Annotated in this window: 17 protein-coding genes; 11 read left to right on the forward strand and 6 right to left on the reverse strand. The window is 72.2% G+C overall.

What is annotated here, in order from left to right:
* Nucleotides 1-154: 154 nt before the first annotated feature.
* Nucleotides 155-1,066: a DUF3027 domain-containing protein gene (locus tag OHB13_RS16040; RefSeq protein ID WP_328377579.1), complete on the reverse strand. Its 912-nt coding sequence runs from the start codon at nt 1,064-1,066 to the stop codon at nt 155-157.
* A 440-nt stretch (nt 1,067-1,506) separates the two neighbouring features.
* Here OHB13_RS16040 and OHB13_RS16045 point away from each other — a divergent pair, with 440 nt between their 5' ends.
* Genes OHB13_RS16045 through OHB13_RS16060 form a run of 4 tightly spaced genes read left to right on the forward strand, consistent with a single transcriptional unit; the run spans nt 1,507 to nt 4,893 of the window.
* Nucleotides 1,507-2,856, forward strand: a complete 1,350-nt coding sequence (locus OHB13_RS16045) for an MFS transporter (protein ID WP_266855659.1) — start codon at nt 1,507-1,509, stop codon at nt 2,854-2,856.
* A gap of 27 nt (nt 2,857-2,883) precedes the next feature.
* Nucleotides 2,884-3,363: a DUF2771 domain-containing protein gene (locus tag OHB13_RS16050; RefSeq protein ID WP_266855658.1), complete on the forward strand. Its 480-nt coding sequence runs from the start codon at nt 2,884-2,886 to the stop codon at nt 3,361-3,363.
* Nucleotides 3,364-3,367: 4 nt separating this feature from the next.
* On the forward strand, nt 3,368-4,024 hold the full coding sequence (locus tag OHB13_RS16055) for a futalosine hydrolase (protein ID WP_328377580.1): 657 nt from the start codon (nt 3,368-3,370) through the stop codon (nt 4,022-4,024).
* Nucleotides 4,021-4,893 (forward strand): 1,4-dihydroxy-6-naphthoate synthase, encoded by an 873-nt coding sequence (locus OHB13_RS16060; RefSeq protein WP_266855656.1) that lies wholly within the window; start codon nt 4,021-4,023, stop codon nt 4,891-4,893. Before OHB13_RS16055 ends, OHB13_RS16060 begins: the two co-directional genes overlap by 4 nt.
* Nucleotides 4,894-5,006: 113 nt before the next feature.
* Here OHB13_RS16060 and OHB13_RS16065 read toward each other — a convergent pair whose 3' ends face one another.
* Nucleotides 5,007-5,390: a cold-shock protein gene (locus OHB13_RS16065; protein WP_323183791.1), complete on the reverse strand. Its 384-nt coding sequence runs from the start codon at nt 5,388-5,390 to the stop codon at nt 5,007-5,009.
* Nucleotides 5,391-5,550: 160 nt separating this feature from the next.
* Here OHB13_RS16065 and OHB13_RS16070 point away from each other — a divergent pair, with 160 nt between their 5' ends.
* Nucleotides 5,551-5,856 (forward strand): hypothetical protein, encoded by a 306-nt coding sequence (locus OHB13_RS16070; RefSeq protein ID WP_266855655.1) that lies wholly within the window; start codon nt 5,551-5,553, stop codon nt 5,854-5,856.
* Here the strand turns inward: OHB13_RS16070 and OHB13_RS16075 are convergent.
* Complete coding sequence (locus tag OHB13_RS16075) at nt 5,826-6,458, reverse strand: HAD family hydrolase (protein WP_266855654.1); 633 nt, start codon at nt 6,456-6,458, stop codon at nt 5,826-5,828. The two genes, OHB13_RS16070 and OHB13_RS16075, sit on opposite strands and share 31 nt — an antisense overlap.
* A gap of 104 nt (nt 6,459-6,562) precedes the next feature.
* Here OHB13_RS16075 and OHB13_RS16080 point away from each other — a divergent pair, with 104 nt between their 5' ends.
* From OHB13_RS16080 to OHB13_RS16095, 4 genes are all read left to right on the forward strand, one after another.
* Nucleotides 6,563-7,567, forward strand: coding sequence for a FecCD family ABC transporter permease (locus OHB13_RS16080; RefSeq protein WP_328377581.1), 1,005 nt, complete (start codon nt 6,563-6,565; stop codon nt 7,565-7,567).
* Between the two features lie 62 nt (nt 7,568-7,629).
* Nucleotides 7,630-8,679 carry a FecCD family ABC transporter permease gene (locus tag OHB13_RS16085; protein ID WP_328377582.1) on the forward strand — a complete coding sequence of 350 codons (1,050 nt, stop codon included), beginning with the start codon at nt 7,630-7,632 and terminating at the stop codon, nt 8,677-8,679.
* A 3-nt stretch (nt 8,680-8,682) separates the two neighbouring features.
* The gene (locus tag OHB13_RS16090; RefSeq protein WP_328377583.1) at nt 8,683-9,543 is read left to right on the forward strand and encodes an ABC transporter ATP-binding protein; all 861 of its coding nucleotides are present in this window, start codon (nt 8,683-8,685) and stop codon (nt 9,541-9,543) included.
* 92 nt (nt 9,544-9,635) lie between these two features.
* On the forward strand, nt 9,636-10,628 hold the full coding sequence (locus OHB13_RS16095) for an ABC transporter substrate-binding protein (protein ID WP_328377584.1): 993 nt from the start codon (nt 9,636-9,638) through the stop codon (nt 10,626-10,628).
* Between the two features lie 94 nt (nt 10,629-10,722).
* Here the strand turns inward: OHB13_RS16095 and OHB13_RS16100 are convergent, their stop codons facing one another.
* The gene (locus tag OHB13_RS16100; RefSeq protein ID WP_266855650.1) at nt 10,723-11,244 is read right to left on the reverse strand and encodes a DUF4232 domain-containing protein; all 522 of its coding nucleotides are present in this window, start codon (nt 11,242-11,244) and stop codon (nt 10,723-10,725) included.
* Nucleotides 11,245-11,448: 204 nt separating this feature from the next.
* The gene (locus OHB13_RS16105; protein WP_328377585.1) at nt 11,449-12,588 is read right to left on the reverse strand and encodes a hypothetical protein; all 1,140 of its coding nucleotides are present in this window, start codon (nt 12,586-12,588) and stop codon (nt 11,449-11,451) included.
* A gap of 382 nt (nt 12,589-12,970) precedes the next feature.
* Between OHB13_RS16105 and OHB13_RS16110 the strand changes: the two genes are divergently transcribed.
* Complete coding sequence (locus OHB13_RS16110) at nt 12,971-15,505, forward strand: helicase C-terminal domain-containing protein (protein WP_266855648.1); 2,535 nt, start codon at nt 12,971-12,973, stop codon at nt 15,503-15,505.
* Here the strand turns inward: OHB13_RS16110 and OHB13_RS16115 are convergent.
* Nucleotides 15,468-16,235, reverse strand: coding sequence for a VanZ family protein (locus OHB13_RS16115; RefSeq protein WP_328377586.1), 768 nt, complete (start codon nt 16,233-16,235; stop codon nt 15,468-15,470). The two genes, OHB13_RS16110 and OHB13_RS16115, sit on opposite strands and share 38 nt — an antisense overlap.
* Nucleotides 16,236-16,318: 83 nt before the next feature.
* Here OHB13_RS16115 and OHB13_RS16120 point away from each other — a divergent pair, with 83 nt between their 5' ends.
* The gene (locus OHB13_RS16120; protein ID WP_266855647.1) at nt 16,319-18,016 is read left to right on the forward strand and encodes a DNA repair helicase XPB; all 1,698 of its coding nucleotides are present in this window, start codon (nt 16,319-16,321) and stop codon (nt 18,014-18,016) included.
* The last annotated feature ends 2 nt before the right edge of the window (nt 18,017-18,018 follow it).

The raw sequence follows: 18,018 nt of genomic DNA on the forward strand, positions 1-18,018 counted from the left end.
GATACCCGCTCACCCGTCCCGGCGCACCCCGAAGTGTCCGTAGCGGAGTGAAGGCGTGAACAGGCCCCTGTGACCCTGTCGGCTCCGCGATGGAGCAGCAGGGCCCGGGAGCCGGGGGAGGCGTTGTGGCGGGGACGACCCCACCCCTCACCCCTCAGGAATGCCCCAGATCGTCCGACCCCGAAGCCGCCTCCGCCGAGACCGAGCCGCCCTCCGGGTCCGGGCGCAGGGCGAACGGGTCCGCGGCCGTCGAGTCCAGTACCAGCGGCGCCGGCCGCAGTGGCTTCGGCATGACCGCGGCCTCCGAGTGGCCGCCGCAGCCGTACGACAGGGACACCACGTGGCCGTCCGCCGGGCCGAATTCGTTGCCGCAGACCCCGAAGGCCTGTCGCAGTGAACCGGAGAGCGGGACCAGGAAGGCGCACGTCACACAGGACGCGGGGGCCGCCTGGGCCATCGGGGTCTTCGCGCCGTACTCCTCGTCCCAGCGGTCCGCCGCCTGGTGCAGGCCGTAGCGGGACAGCACCCGCGCCCGCCGCATCCCCAGCTCGTCGGCGACCGCGGCGACCGTGCCGCGGGCCGGGACCGATGTGCGGTCGGTGACCTCGGCGTCCTCCGCCTCGACCCGCTCCGCCAGCTCGTCCGAGAGCACGGAGTTGGGCGGCGGCGCGTCCTCGCCCGAGAAGCCGGGCTCCAGGCGCAGGTCCTCCGCCTCGGTGGGCAGCAGGTCGCCCGGCCCCATGTCACCGGGGCGCAGCCGTTCGCTCCACGGCACCCACTCGGGGGCCAGCAGCGAGTCCGAGCCCGGCAGCAGAACCGTCTCGTCGAGCGTGACGAGCTTCGCCCGGGATGCCCGGGCGACCGTCACCGCCCAGCGCCAGCCCCGGTAGCCCGGTTCCTTGCACTCGAAGTAGTGGGTGACCACCCGGTCACCCTCGGCCACCACAGAGACGTGTTCGCCGACCACCCCGGGGAAGGCAGCTTCCTCCGCCGCCTCGCGTGCGAGGCCGACCGCCTCGGCGCACAGGCGGTCAGGGGTACGGCTTCTCGTCGTCGCAGCACTCACAGGTCTCGCTTCTCTCCTACGCCGTCTCACGGGTGCGCCGGACGAACTTCGCGTACGAGCAACGGGCGGAGCGGACCAGAGGACCGCGTCAACGTCCGCGCCCGACATGCCCGGGGGCGCACCTTCTCCCACCCATTCTGCGGGATAACGGAGAGGCGCACAGCCAAGGGCAACCGCCGGTGGCGCGCTGGAGGCTGTCGGCCACACCCGGGCGGAGGAGCCCGCGGCGTCTGACACCGTGCATCGCAAGGCGGAGAACGCCCCCGTAACCGAAGTCACTGGGCGGTTCCGACTACGCAGCGAGGCGCGGTGACAGGCGTCGCGGGCCCGCCCGGGAGTGGTCGGCAGCCTCCGTGCACGCTACCCCTTCTCCGGCTCTCGTCCCACCTGCGCGTCCGAATCCCGGTTCGGGTCGTACGGGGTTGGGGCACTATGACGGGGTGACCACCGCAAGGTCGTCCGACGGATTCAGCCCGGCGCGCAGGGTGGGGCGGGCCGTCGGTCATGCCCTCCATCGGCCGTTCACTGGTACCGCAAAAGGGATCAGACGGGCGACGAACGCCCATGGGGCGGGCGAGTCGGGCCTCGGCAAACTGATCGAGCTGCACGCCGTGAACAGCGCGGGTGACGTAATGATCACGGTTGCGCTGGCCTCGACCGTCTTCTTCTCCGTACCGACCGATCAGGCCCGCGGCCGTGTCGCGCTCTATCTTGCGGTCACCATGGCGCCGTTCGCGCTGCTCGCCCCGGTGATCGGCCCGCTGCTCGACCGGCTGCCGCACGGCCGCCGGGCCGCGATGGCCGGCGCGATGCTGGCCAGGGCGGTCCTCGCGCTGGTGATGTCGGGCGCCGTGGCCACCGGCGGGCTTGAGCTCTATCCGGCGGCGCTGGGCGTGCTGGTGGCGTCGAAGGCGTACGGCGTGGTCCGCAGCGCGGTGGTCCCACGGCTGCTGCCACCACGGTTCTCGCTGGTCAGAGCCAACTCCCGGGTCACGCTCGGGGGGCTACTCGCCACCGGTGTGGGGGCGCCCATCGGGGCCGGGCTGCACAGGATCGGCCCCGCCTGGCCGCTCTACGGGGCGTCCGCCGTCTTCCTGTTCGGGACGTTCCTGGCCTTCATGCTGCCCCGCAAGGTGGACTCCGCGAAGGGCGAGGGCAAGGCCCGTCTGATGGAGCGGACCGACGAGCCCAGGCCGTCGCTGCGCACGGTCGGCCCCTCCGTCCTGAACGGCCTGGTGGCGAACTCCTCGCTGCGCTCGCTCTCCGGCTTCCTGATCTTCTTCCTGGCCTTCCTGCTGCGCGAGCACCCGATGGCCGGGCAGAACGCCGCCGTGTCGCTGACCATCGTCGCCGTCGCGGCCGGCGGGGGCAACGCGCTGGGCACGGCCGTGGGTGCGCTGCTGCGCTCGCGCGGGCCGGAGATCATGATCGCCACCCTGCTCGGGGTGGCGCTGGGCGCCGCGGTCCTCACGGCCGTCTTCTTCGTCTCCTTCATGGTGGTGGTGCTGGCCGCGGTCGCCGGGTTCGCGCAGGCGCTGGCCAAGCTGTCCCTGGACGCGATGATCCAGCGGGATGTGCCGGAGACCGTACGGACCTCGGCGTTCGCGCGGTCGGAGACGGTGCTCCAGCTGGCCTGGGTGGTGGGCGGCGCCATCGCGATGGCCCTGCCGCTGAACGGAATGCTGGGCGCCTCGGTGGGTGCCGCCCTGGTCGCGGTGGGTGCGATCACGACCGTACGGGGGCTCCTGACGGCCGCACGGCGCGGCTCGCCGCACCCCCGCGTGGCGTGACCTGCGCCGGGCGATAGCCTTCGGCCCATGACCGTTGCGCTTCTTACTGGTAAGGGCCGCCGCACCGCCGCCGCTCTCGGTGCCGTGTCCGCCGGACTCCTCGTCCTGTCCGCCTGCGACAAGCCGACGCCGCTGGCGACCGTGACGGTCGGCACGAACTCGGTGCACTCCGAGGCCGCCTGCTACAACGACGGCAAGAGCCTGGACATGGCCGCGTCCAAGGCCTGCGCCTCGCAGAAGAAGGGCACCAAGTCCATCAAGGTGGACCCGGACAAGACCGTGCGGATCGGCGTGGACCCGAAGATCGCCGACAAGGGCTGGGTGCTGCTGCTCAACGGCCAGCAGCTGACCGCCGTCAGCAAGAAGACCTACACGACGGTCCCCGGCAACGTCTTCTTCAACTCCCAGTACGGCGCCAAGGGCAACTCCTCGACCGTCGCCATCGCCGAGGGCGACGGCACCACGAAGGTCTTCGGGCTCTGGTCGTTCATCTTCAAGAAGGACTGACGCCTTGCGTGTACTCATCGTGACCGCGGTCCCCGCTGAGCGGGACGCGGTCACGCGCGCGTTCGGGGGCACCACCGGCCAGGGCGCGGGGACCGGCTGTTACGACGTGATCGCGGCCGGGGTCGGCCCGGCCGCCGCTGCCGCCGGGACGGCGACCGCGCTCGCGCTCGGCTCGTACGGCCTGGTGGTATCGGCGGGCATCGGCGGCGGGTTCCACGCCGCGCCCGGCTCGCTGCTCGTGGCCGACGCGATCGTCGCGGCGGATCTGGGCGCCGAGACCCCCGACGGCTTCGTGTCCGTCACCGGTCTCGGCTTCGGCACGGTGGAGCACCGGCCGCCCGCCGACCTCGTACGGGCCGTGGCCGACGCCACCGGCGCGACGCCCGGCACCGTACTCACCGCTTCCACCGTCACCGGCACCGCGGAGCGGGCCGCCGGGCTGCTGGCCGCCCACCCCGCGGCCGTGGCCGAGGCGATGGAGGGTTTCGGGGTGGCCGAGGCGGCGGCGCAGGCCGGGCTGCCGGTACTGGAGATCCGGGCGGTCTCCAACGCCGTGGGCCCGCGCGACCGCGACGCCTGGCGCATCGGCGACGCGCTGACCGCGCTCACCACGGCTTTCGGGAAGCTCGCACCCGTACTGGAAGGCTGGACCCGCACATGACCGAAGCAACCGAGGCACCGCTGCTCACCGACGCGCTGAACATCGCGTTCTCGCCGTGCCCCAACGACACGTTCGTCTTCGACGCCTGGGCCCACGGCCGGGTGCCGGGGGCGCCCCGGATCGATGTGACGTTCGCGGACATCGACATCACCAACGGGATGGCCGAGCGCGGCGAGTTCGACATCCTGAAGGTGTCCTACGCGGTGCTGCCCTGGGTGCTGGGCGAGTACGCGCTGCTGCCGTGCGGCGGAGCGCTCGGACGGGGCTGCGGGCCGCTGGTCCTGACGCGGGAAGCAGGAGTGGACCTCACCGGGAAGACGGTCGCGGTGCCGAGCGAGCGCTCGACGGCGTATCTGCTCTTCCGGCTGTGGGCGGCCGAGGTGGTGCCCGGCGGAGTCGGCGAGATCCTCGTGATGCCGTTCAACGAGATCATGCCCGCCGTGCGCGACGGCAAGGTCGACGCGGGCCTGGTCATCCACGAGGCGCGGTTCACCTACCAGGAGTACGGGCTGCACTCGCTGGCCGACATGGGGCAGCACTGGGAGTCCACGACGGGCCTGCCGATCCCGCTGGGCGCGATCATCGCCAAGCGCTCGCTGGGCGAGGAGCGGCTGCGGGAGCTGGCCCGGACGGTCCGCGCGTCGGTCCGGCAGGCCTGGGACGACCCCGAGGTGTCCAGGCCCTATGTGCTGAGCCACGCGCAGGAGATGGACCCGGCGGTCGCGGACCAGCACATCGGTCTCTACGTGAACGAGTTCACGGCGGATCTCGGCGAGGACGGCTACGCGGCGGTCCGCGGGCTGCTCACCCGGGCGGCGGCGGAAGGTCTCGTACCGGCACTGCCGCCCGAGGCGCTGAGCTTCGCCTGAGTGTGCCCGAGTGCCCTGGGATCAGGGCTGGGGAGCGGTACGGAAGTGGGCCGGGGCGGGGAGTTCCCCGCCCCGGCCCACCGGGAGACCGTGTCCGTTCCGTACGGTCGGGGTCAGACGTCCAGCTGGTCGGCGACCGCCCGCAGCAGGCCGGCGATCTTCGCGCCGGCCGCCTTGTCGGGGTAGCGGCCGCGTTCCAGACTCGGCGTGATGTTCTCCAGGAGCGTCGTCAGGTCCTGCACGATGGAGGCCAGTTCGTCGGGCTTGCGGCGCTGGGCCGCGGCCACCGACGGCGTTGGATCGATGATGGTCACGGTCAGCGCCTGGTCGCCGCGCTGGCCCGCGACAACGCCGAACTCCACGCGCTGCCCCGGCTTCAGGGCGTCGACTCCGGACGGGAGCACCGACGAGTGGACGAAGACATCGCCCCCGTCGTCGCGGGAAAGAAAGCCGAAGCCTTTTTCCGAATTGAACCATTTGACCTTGCCGGTGGGCACCGTCTGTCCTCGTCCTCGTAGTCGTAGAAAACGGCTCTGGATAGCACTGCAGCGGGTCACTCGACCCGCCGGAACTCAGGCTAGTGGTCCGAAGACCAGTGGGGACCGGTAATAAGACGTCACTTCGTAGTTCCTCCGCGCAGGGAACTACCCTGGCCGGGTGAGCAATGAAACCCAATCGGCCGGCGCCCCTGCCCGGGTCCCTGACGACACCCGTGCCGGTGACCGTCTCGTCCAGACCGGCGCGATCATCTTCTTCATCGGAGCCGTGGCCACCCTGGTCACGGTGGCCCCGCTGTTCCTCGGCACTCACCCGTTCCCGTCCATCGCGTATGCCGTGTGCATGCTGATGGGCGTCGGCTTCATCGTCGCCGCGGCCGGTCTGCTGCGCTCCATCGCGGACCAGCGCCGCCGGGCGCGTGCCGCGATGGCGGGTCAGGCGCCCGCGGTGACCCCGGCGGCGTAGCCCTCCAGCCACGCGGGGAACTCGGTGAGGTCCGTCAGGATCACATCGGCTCCGGCCGCGCGCAGTTCGTCCGCGCTGATCGGACCGGTCGGTACGGCGACGGAGAGCGCGCCCGCCGTGAGCGCCCCGCGCACGTCGCCGACGTGGTCGCCCACGTACACCGAGGCACCGTACTCACGCAGCGCCTCCGCCTTGGCCTCCGCCCAGAGCCAGCCGATGACGGCATCCGGCTCGATGCCGAGGTGGACCAGGTGGCGCACGGCGTCCGGCTGGTTCTTGGCGGTGACGACGATCGCCCGGCCGCCGAGCCGCCGCACCGCGGCCACCGCTTCGGCGGCGCCCGCCATCGCCGTGGACGGCTCGATCGCGTATGTGGGGTAGATCTCACGGTAGCGGTCCCGCATCGCCGGAATCTCTGCCTCCGGGAACCACTCGGCCAGCTCCGTCTCCAGCGGCGGACCGAGCCGGGTGACCACGAGGTCGGCGTCGATGTACGTCCCGGTCTCGGCCGAAAGTACCTGGTAGGCGGCGTGGATGCCGCGCCGGGAGTCGATCAGGGTCATATCCAGGTCGAAGCCGACCGTCAGCGGGTGTGAAGACATGCCTTCCATCCTCCCCCCGCGCGCGACCTGGCCGATCCGCCCGAAGAGGCTCAGCTTAGGCTTAGCCAAGCCTTACCAACCTTCGGAATGGGTCTGATGTCCTGATGTCAACTCCCGTGGCCCGCCGCCGCGCAGCCTGGACGGCCGCCGCCGTCGTGGCCCTGCTGCTGGCGGTCCTGCTCAGCCTCGCGGTCGGGGCACGGGCCATCGCACCATCGGCGGTGATCGACGCGCTGCTGCACGGCGGCCACAGCAACACCGCCGAAGTCGTACGTCAGCTGCGGGTGCCGCGCACCCTCATCGGGCTGATGGTGGGCGCCGCGCTCGCCCTGGCCGGGACCGTGCTCCAGGGCATCACCCGCAACCCCATCGCCGATCCCGGCATTCTCGGCATCAGCCAGGGCGCCTCCGTCGGTGTGGTGCTGGCCATCGCCTTCGCCGGGATCCACAGCCTGACCGGGTACGTCTGGTTCGCCTTCGCCGGGGCGGCGGTCGCATCCGTCGCGGTGTACGCCATCGCCTCCCGGGGTCGCGGCGGCGCCACCCCGGTCAAGCTCGCGCTGGGCGGCGCCGCGATCAACGCGCTGCTCGTCTCCGTCGTACAGGCGGTCCTGACCACCAAGGCCTCGGCGCTGGACGAGTTCCGCTTCTGGCAGGTCGGCTCGATCGGCGGCCGTGACACCGACATTGTTGGCCAGATCTGGCCGTTCCTGCTGGTGGGCGTGGTGCTCGTGGCCTCGGTCGCGCGCGGTCTCGACGCGCTGGCGCTGGGCGACGACATGGCGAAGGGGCTCGGCCAGAAGGTCGCGACGGTACGCATCGTCGGCGGCATCGGCGCCACCGTACTGACCGGGGTCGGCGTCGCCGCCGCCGGACCCATCGCCTTCATCGGACTCGCGGTGCCGCACATCGCCCGCGCGATCGTCGGCAGCGACCACCGCTGGGTGCTGCCGATGGCGGCCCTCATCGGCCCGGTGATGCTGCTGGTCTCCGACACCATCGGCCGGGTCGTCTTCCCGCCGAGCGAGGTGCCGGCCGGAGTGATGACGGCCCTGATCGGGGTGCCGTTCCTGGTGACCCTCGTACGCCGGAAGGCGGTCCCGGCGTGACATCGGCTACTCCCGTCCCCACGACAACCACGACACCGACGACAACCACGACAGCGCCGGCCATGCGCCCCGCCGGGTACTCCCTCGTACGGGCCGGGCGCGGGACGTTCCTGCTGCACCGGCGGGCGGCGGCCGTAGCCGTGGCGCTCGCCGTGCTGCTGGCCGTCACCTGTGTCGCGTACCTCTGCGTCGGTGAGGACTTCATCGCGCCCGGCGAGGTCGTCAAGGTCATCCTCGGCAGGCCCTCGCCCGACGAACTCGTCGTCGGCACCCTGCGGCTGCCCCGCATGGTCGTCGGACTGCTCGTCGGCGCCGCCTTCGGGGTGGCCGGGGCGCTCATCCAGACCGTCGCGCGCAACCCGCTGGCCAGCCCCGACATCATCGGCATCAGCAAGGGCGCGGGCGCGCTCACCGTCGCCGCGATGTCGCTCGGGGTGACCTCCACCGCCGTCCTGCCGTACCTCTCGGTCATCGGCGGGATCACCGCCGCCGCCCTGGTGTACGCCTTCGCCTGGCGCGGCGGGCTGCACGCCACCCGGTTCGTGCTGATCGGCATCGGCTTCGCCATCGCACTGGGCTCGGTCACCCAGCTCTTCCTGACCAAGGGCGACTACCTGGTCGCCCAGCAGGCCCAGATCTGGCTCACCGGCTCGCTGAACGGCCGGGGCTGGGACCAGGCCGAACTGGTCGGCTGGGTGCTGCTAGCGCTCGTACCGGCGATGCTGTGGGCCGCGTACGCCCAGCGCACCGTCTCCATGGACGACGACACCGCGACCGCGCTCGGCATCCGGCTCGGGCGGGTGCGGCTCGGTCTCGTGCTGCTCGGCGTGGTGCTGGCATCGGTGGCGACCGGGGCCGCAGGGCCCGTCGACTTCGTCGCGCTGCTCGCCCCGCAGATCGCCCGCCGGATGACCAGGACCGCGCAGATCCCGCTGCTCTGCTCGGCGCTGATGGGCGCGTTCATCGTCGTACTCGCCGATCTGCTCGGCCGCAAGCTCCTGTCGCCCACCGAACTGCCGGTGGGCGTCCTCACGGCGGCGGTCGGCGCCCCGTATCTGATCTGGCTGATCGCGAAGAATCACGGCGCCCGCGGCCGTAGTGGAGGCAACTAACTCATGACCAGCAGGCCGACGCCGGAGACGAGACTGACGGCCCGTGAGCTGACGCTCGCGTACGACGACCGCACCGTCGTCGACGGGCTCGACCTGGCCGTGCCCGACGGGCAGGTGACCGTCATCGTCGGGCCCAACGCCTGCGGGAAGTCCACCACCCTGCGGGCCCTGGGACGGCTGCTGAAGCCGCGCAGCGGTGCGGTGCTGCTCGACGGCGCCGAGCTGGCGCGCACGCCCACCAGGAAGATCGCGCAGTCGATCGGGCTGCTCCCGCAGTCCCCTTCGGCGCCCGAGGCGATCACCGTCGCCGACCTGGTGGCACGCGGCCGCCAGCCGCACCAGCACTGGTGGCAGCAGTGGTCGGACGAGGACGAGCGCGCCGTCACCGGCGCCATGGAGCGCACCGACATCACGGCGCTCGCGGAGCGGGCCGTGGACGAACTCTCCGGCGGGCAGCGCCAGCGCGTCTGGATCGCCATGGCGCTCGCCCAGGAGACGGATCTGCTCCTGCTCGACGAGCCCACCACCTACCTCGACATCGCCCACCAGGTGGAGGTGCTTGACCTGGTGCGCCAGCTCAACAAGGAGCGCGGCAGGACCGTCGTCGCGGTACTGCACGACCTCAACCAGGCGGCCAGGTACGCCGATCACCTGGTGGCCATGAAGGACGGCCGCATCGTCGCCGAGGGGCACCCGACGGAGATCGTCACGGCGGAACTCGTACGGGAGGTGTTCGGCCTGGAGTCGGTCGTCATCCCGGACCCGGTGACCGGGTCGCCGCTGGTCGTGGCGGGGGCGCCGTGGGCTGCGCACGCGGATGTTCCCGAATCCGCCGATGTGCCCGAGTCCGTCGACCTTCCCTGAAGCCCGGTGAAGTCCGCCCCAAAACAACATAGTTGACGCCTGAGACTCTGCTGGAACGCCGTCCGAACGGAACGCCGTCGAAAGGGATCCTCATGAAGCGCGCACCCCACCGGCACCGCCGCCACCTCCACCGTGCCGTCGCGGGCGCTCTCGCGCTCACCGGTGTACTGGCTCTCACCGCGTGCGGCTCCGACGACACCAGCGGCGGCAAGCCGTCCACGGGGTCGGCCGCCACCCACACCATGAAGACCGCCATGGGTGACGTACGGGTCCCCGACCACCCCCGGCGGGTCGTCGTCCTGGACACCGCCGAGCTGGACTCCGCCATCACGCTCGGTGTGAAACCGGTCGGCTCCACGCACGCCGACGTGAAGTCCGGGTTCCTCGACTACCTGCCCAAGGACGAGGTCGCCGGGATAAAGGACGTCGGCGCGATGCTCCAGCCGAACATGGAGGCCATCGCCGCGCTCAAGCCCGATCTGATCCTCACCAGCAAGATCCGGCACGGCGACAAGTACAGCCAGCTCAGCGCGATCGCGCCGACCGTCATGACGGAGAACACCGGCTACCCGTGGAAGGCGAACTTCCAGGTGCACGCCGACGCCCTCGGCAGGAAAGCTGAGGCGAAGAAGACCGTCGCCGCGTACACCGCGCACATCCGGCGGGTCGTGGCCGCGCTCGGCGGACCCGCGAAGGCGGCCGCCACGAAGGTCAGCATGGTGCGGTTCGTGGAAGGCGCCGACATCCGGATCTACGGCAGGAAGAACTACATCGGCACGATCCTCGCGGACCTCGGCGTCGGCCGCCCGGCCATCACCGACAAGGCAAAGGACGGTTTCTCCTACGACGTGAGCCCCGAGCGGATCGACCTCGCCGACGCGGACGTGCTCTTCCACTCCACGTACGGCGACCCGGCGAAGGCCAAGGAAACCCAGACCACGCGCGGCGCCCTGTGGAAGAACCTGACCGCGGTGAAGAACGGCAAGTCGTTCGGGGTCGACGACCAGTTGTGGATCCAGGGCATCGGCTACACGGCCGCCGACAAGATCCTCGGTGAACTGCAGCGGGATCTCACCCAGCGGTAACCCCGGCCGTCCAGCACTGTGCCGCCGTCCCTCGGGGGAACGGCGGCACAGTGGGCACGATGACGTGCCGGGGTCACGCGGCTACTCGGGTATCTCAGGCTCCGGCCTGCATGGCACCGATCTGGGTACCGGCGTCGACCGAGAGCGAGCCGTTCGCGGAGGACTCGCCGGGGATCGTGCCGCCGCCCGGGGTCCGGAGCGTGAATGAGACCTCGTTGGCCGACGCGCCCTTGGTGCTGCTGGGCACCTGGATGTCGAAGTGGACCGGGTGGCCGGGGCTGAGGGTGACCGCGGTGCTCTGGCCGCCGTACGACTTCGCGGTCACGCCGTCCAGCGAACCGTGGTTGTAGAACTTCACCCCGGTGGGCGAACCGGCCAGCTTGCAGGACTCCGTGCCGGGTGCCGCGGTCAGCGTGACCCGGTAGTGGCGGTGCCCGGCGCTGGAGGCGTCCGGAGTGATCTTCGCCGTGTGGTTCGCCGGGCGGCAGGAAGAGACCTTGACGCCGGCCGCGGCAGACGAGTGCGACGCGGTGGCTGCCTGTGCGACTCCCACCCCGGCGGCTCCTGCCAGGGCGGTGGCGGCGACCGTCACGACGAACTTGCGAGTCATACCCATGGCCAGCTCTCCTTCTCTCAGCTCCCGGTCCGGCCGGTAGGCCCGCCGAACCCCTGTCTGCGAACAGCTTGCCCGCTACACCGGCCCAAGATCGTCACGGGAAGGCAACACGCCTGCTACAGACGTAAACGGGGACACAGCGGGCACCGGCCGCGGCGGAGGCAGTCCTGCCACCAGGCCCACGAGAGGCTCGGCCGAGGGGCGTTACGGCAGCCGCCTCCGCGCCCGCCACACCAGATACAGCGCGGAGGCACCGGCCGCCACCCGCAGGACGACCGGCCACACCCCGGAGATCGCGTCACCCATCCCGTGCGCCGGGATCGGTGTGCCCCAGCGCCCGCTGGAGCGCCCCCACAGCCAGACGATCCCGCCCGTCAGGGCCAGCCCCGGCAGGCCGAGCACCGCCCACTTCGCCTCGGCGCGGCTGAGCCTGCGCGAGACGTACGCGAGGAGCCAGCCGGCACCGAGCGCGATCAGCGAGCCGAGTACGGCGCCGACGACCAGCAGCGCCGCCGCGAGCAGCAGGAACGGGCTGGAGAAGCCCGCGGCCACGGCCCGCACCCCGCCGCCGCCCTCACCGGCCGGCGGCCTGCGGCCGAGCAGCGACCGCCCGCGGCGCGGCGGTGCCTCCACGAACTCACCGTCGGCGCCGTCCTCTTCGGCTTCGCCGTCGGCGTCAGGACCGTCATCGCCGTCCCCGGACTCCGCGCCGGGCGGCGGTTTGAGTATCTCGGGGATCTCCACCCCGCCGGTGAAGCCGGGCACCGAGTCACCGGCTCCGAAGGGTCCCGACTGGATGCGCCACCAGTCGGGTTCGGCGCCGGACGGGCCCAGTTCGTCCTCGCCCGCGAGGTGCGGCGGTGAGGCGGCCGTCGAACGCGGGGGCTGCGGCTCGGGCTTCTCGCCCCTGCCGAACCCCCATCTGCCGCCCCCGGGCCCGGCCTTGCCCAGCCCCGTCCTGCCCAGCCCCGTCCTGCCCAGCCCGGTCCGGCCCGGCGCGGACCCGCCGCTGCCGTCCTGCTCCGCACCCGCCGGATCGTTCCGGCGCGGGCGGGGCATCCGGCGCGCCCGGTCCCGTACGGGGTCGGGGTCCGGTTCCGCCGCGCCCGGCGGGGGGCCGCCGCCCGTCGCCGCCGCCACCTGCTCGGCCGGTGTGCCGAGCCGGCCGAGGATGCGGCGCACGGCCGCCTCGCCGCCCGCGTCGGCCCCGGCACGCTGCCGGTCGATCTCGCCGCGCAGCGAGGCGACGAGCCGCATCCGGTCGGCCGAGGTCAGTTGCCGCTGGGCCAGGTCACCGACCCGGCTCAGATAGTCGTAGACGAGCTGATCGCTCTCGATCCCCACGGACTCGCACCCCTTCACGCCGCTCTGCACCGACCGTAGCCGCCCCCACCGCGCACCGTCCGTACCCCCGGGCTCCTTCGCCGACCTTTTCCCCAGCCTTTCCCCCAGCCCGTCCCCCTGCGCCCTCCCTCCTGCCCCTGCACGGCCCCTGCTCCGCGGCCCTCCGCAGCCCTTCCGCAGCCGCTCCTCAGGGCGTTTCCCGCACCTCGCCCGCCCCCCTCCGGGCCCTTCCCGCGGCCCTTCTCGCGGTGCTCCCCCGGGTGTCCTGCCCGCCCGTACGGGAGCGAAGTCATCGGGTCCAACGTGGGGCGGTGCGCCATCTGCCCGTAAATCTCAGTAACGTGGGCCGGATGGGGACCCGTCCGCACTATGGGAGGCGCACGTGCCGGAACGAACACGCAGCACGCCACCGCGCACCCTCGCAGAGGCCCTGCGCACCCGCGACGACGCATCCCTGACCGGGCTGCTGCGGGCGCGGCCCGATCTGCTGACACCGGTGCCCAGCGATCTCAGCCAGCTCGCGACCCGGGCGGGCACCCGCGCATCGGTCGTACGGGCGCTGGAACACCTCGACCGGTTCACGCTCCAGACCGCGGAGGCGCTGGCGGTCGCGCCCGACCCCGCCCCGTACGAGACGCTCCTCGCCCTCATGGCCGGTGACGACTGCGATCCGGAGGTCGCCGACGCACTGCCGGGCGCGGTCGAGCGGCTCCGCGAACAGGCGCTGCTCTGGGGTACGGACGACCGGCTCCGGCTCGTCCGCACCGCCCGCGAACTCCTCGCCCCCTCCCCCACGCACCCCTCGCCGACCGGCCTCGGGCCGACCGTGGCGGAGGCGACCGTCGGGATGTCCCCGGGCCGCGTCCAGGAGATCGTCACCGCGGTCGGCCTCGCGGGTACGCATGACTCGGTCTCCGCGGTCGCGGCGCTGACCTCGCTGTTCACCGACCGGACCCGGATGTCGGCGCTGCTCGACGAGGCGCCGACCGAGTCGCTGAACGTGCTGAGCAGGCTCGTCTGGGGCCCGCCGTACGGCGAAGTGGCCGCCGCGCCGACCCGGCCCGTGCAGTGGCTCCGCGACCACGGGCTGCTGCTGCCCGCCAGCGCACGCACGGTGGTACTCCCCCGGGAGGCCGCGCTGCATCTGCGCGCCGGGCGCGCACACCAGAGCGCGGCACCACGGCCGCCCGCCGTGCTGCCCGCCCGCGAATACGGTCCACAGGCTGTGGACGCGGCGGCGGCCGGTCAGGCGTTCACCGCGCTCTCCACCATCGAGGACCTGTTCAAGGACTGGGACGAGGGCGGCCCCGCCGTGCTGCGCTCCGGCGGCCTCAGCGTCCGCGACCTCAAGCGGACCGCCGCCGCGCTGGACATGAGCGAGCAGCTGGCCGCCTTCTGGGTCGAACTCGCCTACGCGGCAGGGCTGCTGGCGGCCGACGGCGAGGCCGACGAACGGTTCGCCGCCACCCCCGCGTACGACCTCTGGCTCGACTCGCCGGCCCAGCAGCGCTGGGCCGACCTGGTCACGGCCTGGCTCACCGCCACCCGTACCCCGGGACTCATCGGCGGCCTCGACCCCAAGGGCCGCGCCCTGTCCACCCTGGGTCCCGAGCTGGACCGCGCCGCCGCCCCCGAGGTACGCCGCAGAGTCCTGGCCCTGATGGCGACCCTCCCGGAGGGCACAGCGCCCGACCCGGATTCCCTGCTGACCCGGCTGCGCTGGGAACGCCCGGTGCGCGGCACCGCGTCCGGCCGCAGTACGGGCCCCGGCGCGACAGCGGACATCCCGACGGCCCGCCACACCCATGGCGCGAGCGCCGTCGGCGATCTGCGCTCGCGCATCGCCCAGTGGACGATGAACGAGACGGAACTGCTGGGCATCACCGGCCGCGGCGCCCTCTCGACGCACGGCAGGGCGCTCCTCGGCGACACCACGCCCGGCAGCGCCCAGCTCCCGGCCCCGACCCCCGCCGAACTGGCCGCCGCCCGCACCCGCGCCGCCGACGCGATCACCCCGCTGATCCCCGAACCGCTCGACCACGTCCTGCTCCAGGCCGACCTCACCGCCGTCGCCCCCGGCCCGCTGGAGCGCCCGCTCGCCGCGCTGCTCGGGGTCGCCGCCGACGTCGAGTCCAAGGGCGGCGCCACCGTCTACCGCTTCACTGCGGGCTCGGTGCGCCGGGCGCTCGACGCCGGACAGACCGCGGCCGACCTGCACGCCTTCCTCGCGGCCCACAGCCGTACGCCGGTCCCGCAGCCGCTCACGTATCTGATCGACGACGTGGCGCGGAAGCACGGCCACCTCCGGGTCGGCGCGGCCTCCTCGTACGTACGCTGCGACGACGACGCGGTGCTCAGCGAGATCCTGGCCGACACCCGTTCCCAGTCACTGCGGCTGCGCCGCCTCGCGCCCACGGTGCTGGCCTCCATGGCCGACCCGGCCGGGCTGCTCGAAGGGCTGCGCTCGATGGGTTTCGCCCCGGCCGCCGAGTCCGCCGAGGGCGACGTCCTGATCACCCGCGCCCACGCCTACCGCACCCCGCCACGCAGCGCGCCCGCCCCGGTCCCCGAGGGCCCGCCGGTCCCGGACGATGTCCTGCTGGGCGCGGCGCTGCGGGCGATCAGGGCGGGCGACACGGCGGCCACGGTGGTGCACGCCCCGGTACCGGAACACGGCGACCTGCCGCGCACCCCGTCGGCCGAGACGCTGGCCACGGTGCAGGCGGCGGCGATGACGGGCGCGGCGCTCTGGATCGGCTACGTCAACGCGGACGGCGCGGCCAGCAGGCGCGTGATCGCGCCGGTACGGGTCGAGGGCGGCTTCGTCACGGCGTACGACCACACCGCGGACGACGTCCGCACGTATCCGCTGCACCGCATCACGGGCGTCGCGGAACTGACCGACGACCCGTCCTGACGCCGGACCACCAACGGGACACGGCGGCGGCCGCCTTCGGGGCGGGAGACTTCCGCGCCGCGGGCTTCTTGGGCTGGGGCTTCCTGGCCTGGGACTTCTTGGCGGGGGACTTCTTTGCCAGGGACTTCTTTGCCGGGGACCTCTTCGCCGGAGCCTTCTTCACGGGGGACTTCTTCACCGGGGACCCCTGTTCGGCCCGCTCGGCTCGGGCCGCCGACCGCTCGGCTCGGGCAGTCCGCTGCCACCAGTGGGTGCGCCGCGGATGCAGCGCCCGCCCCAGCCGCCGCCCGAGCAGCAGATAGCCGAGCAGCGCACCCGTGGTGTTGAGGATCACATCATCGATGTCGAACGCGCGCCCGGTGATCAGCAGCCCCTGCGCCGTCTCCACCAGGAGCATCACCACGGCGGTCACCAGGACCACCCGCAGCAGCCCGCGCGCCTTGGGGATCAGCATGGGCAGCAACACCCCGAACGGCACCCCGAGCAGCACGTTGCCGCCGATCTGCTTGACCGTGTCGCGGAAGGCCGGCTGGTCGACGTACGTACGGATCGAATCACCGGGTGTGAGGTTCGTATGCGTGAGGTCCACCGAAGCCGCGGAAGGCTCCAGCGTCACCTTGGCCAGGGCGACGGCGAAGCCGACCATGCAGGCGAAAGCGATCAACAACACGAGGGTGCGCAGCACTGCCGAGCCCCAGGTACGGCGCTGCAGTCGCGGTTCGGAGTCCATGACGCAGCGTGTACCCCCGCCGGAATGCGCGACACTGGTGGTTTGGCCCTACCGAAAGCTCACGGCGCGAAGGGACTCATGGCGTGAATGGACCTCTCATCGTCCAGAGCGATAAGACACTGCTCCTGGAGGTGGACCACGAGCAGGCGGACGCCTGCCGTCGCGCCATCGCACCGTTCGCGGAGCTGGAGCGCGCGCCGGAGCACATCCACACCTACCGGCTGACCCCCCTCGGTCTGTGGAACGCGCGTGCCGCGGGGCACGACGCCGAGCAGGTCGTCGACGCGCTGGTCGAGTTCTCCCGGTACCCCGTGCCGCACGCGCTCCTCGTGGATGTCGCCGAGACCATGGCCCGGTACGGCCGGCTCACGCTCTCCAAGCACCCCGTGCACGGCCTGGTGCTCACCTCGACCGACCGGCCCGTGCTTGAGGAGATCCTCCGGTCGAAGAAGGTCGCCCCGCTGGTCGGCGCGCGCCTCGACCCCGACACGGTCGCCGTGCACCCCTCCGAGCGCGGGCAGATCAAGCAGACGCTGCTGAAGCTGGGCTGGCCCGCCGAGGACCTCGCGGGGTACGTCGACGGCGAGGCGCACCAGATCGATCTGGACCAGGAGGGCTGGGCGCTCCGGCCGTACCAGCAGCAGGCCGTGGAGAACTTCTGGCACGGCGGCTCCGGCGTGGTCGTGCTGCCCTGCGGCGCGGGAAAGACCCTGGTCGGGGCCGGTGCGATGGCCGAGGCCAAGGCGACGACGCTGATCCTGGTCACCAATACCGTCTCGGCCCGCCAGTGGAAGCACGAGCTGGTGAAACGTACCTCCCTCACGGAGGAGGAGATCGGCGAGTACAGCGGTACGCGGAAGGAGATCCGCCCCGTCACCATCGCCACGTACCAGGTGCTGACGACCCGCAGGAAGGGTGTCTACCCGCACCTGGAGCTGTTCGACTCGCGCGACTGGGGCCTGGTCATCTACGACGAGGTGCATCTGCTGCCCGCGCCCGTCTTCAAGTTCACCGCCGACCTCCAGGCCCGGCGGCGGCTCGGGCTCACCGCGACGCTCGTACGGGAGGACGGCCGCGAGTCGGACGTCTTCTCACTGATCGGGCCCAAGCGGTTCGACGCGCCGTGGAAGGAGATCGAGGCGCAGGGCTACATCGCGCCCGCCGACTGCGTGGAGGTCCGGGTCAATCTGACGGAGACCGAGCGGCTCGCGTACGCCACGGCGGAGGCGGAGGAGAAGTACCGCTACTGCGCGACGACGGCGACCAAGCGGAAGGTCACGGAGGCGCTGGTCCGCAAGCACCGGGGCGAGCAGACCCTGGTCATCGGCCAGTACATCGACCAGCTCGACGAGTTGGGCGAGCATCTGGACGCGCCGGTCATCAAGGGCGAGACGACGAACGCCCAGCGCGAGAAGCTCTTCGGGGCGTTCCGTGAGGGCGAGATCAGCGTCCTCGTCGTCTCGAAGGTCGCGAACTTCTCGATCGACCTTCCCGAGGCGACGGTCGCGATCCAGGTCTCGGGGACCTTCGGCTCACGTCAGGAGGAGGCACAGCGGCTGGGCCGGGTACTGCGTCCGAAGGCGGACGGGCACGAGGCGCGCTTCTACTCGGTGGTGGCGCGGGACACGATCGACCAGGACTTCGCCGCGCACCGGCAGCGGTTCCTGGCCGAGCAGGGATACGCGTACCGGATCGTGGACGCGGACGAACTGCTGGCGGAGAAGGACTCGGACACGAAGGACTCGGACACGGACGACGGGACGGCTCAGGACGCCTCCTGAGC

Origin of the sequence: Streptomyces sp. NBC_00440 (assembly GCF_036014215.1) — a bacterium.
In the GTDB taxonomy this organism is placed as follows: Bacteria; Actinomycetota; Actinomycetes; order Streptomycetales; family Streptomycetaceae; genus Streptomyces.

Bases quoted from the DNA above. Each gene is read 5' to 3' on its own strand.
- OHB13_RS16060 (WP_266855656.1), top strand. From the start codon at position 4,021: ATGACCGAAGCAACCGAGGCACCGCTGCTCACCGACGCGCTGAACATC.
- OHB13_RS16085 (WP_328377582.1), top strand. From the start codon at position 7,630: ATGCGCCCCGCCGGGTACTCCCTCGTACGGGCCGGGCGCGGGACGTTC.
- OHB13_RS16080 (WP_328377581.1), top strand. From the start codon at position 6,563: ATGTCAACTCCCGTGGCCCGCCGCCGCGCAGCCTGGACGGCCGCCGCC.
- OHB13_RS16090 (WP_328377583.1), top strand. From the start codon at position 8,683: ATGACCAGCAGGCCGACGCCGGAGACGAGACTGACGGCCCGTGAGCTG.
- OHB13_RS16095 (WP_328377584.1), top strand. From the start codon at position 9,636: ATGAAGCGCGCACCCCACCGGCACCGCCGCCACCTCCACCGTGCCGTC.
- OHB13_RS16100 (WP_266855650.1), bottom strand. From the start codon at position 11,244: ATGGGTATGACTCGCAAGTTCGTCGTGACGGTCGCCGCCACCGCCCTG.
- OHB13_RS16075 (WP_266855654.1), bottom strand. From the start codon at position 6,458: ATGTCTTCACACCCGCTGACGGTCGGCTTCGACCTGGATATGACCCTG.
- OHB13_RS16050 (WP_266855658.1), top strand. From the start codon at position 2,884: ATGACCGTTGCGCTTCTTACTGGTAAGGGCCGCCGCACCGCCGCCGCT.
- OHB13_RS16115 (WP_328377586.1), bottom strand. From the start codon at position 16,235: ATGGACTCCGAACCGCGACTGCAGCGCCGTACCTGGGGCTCGGCAGTG.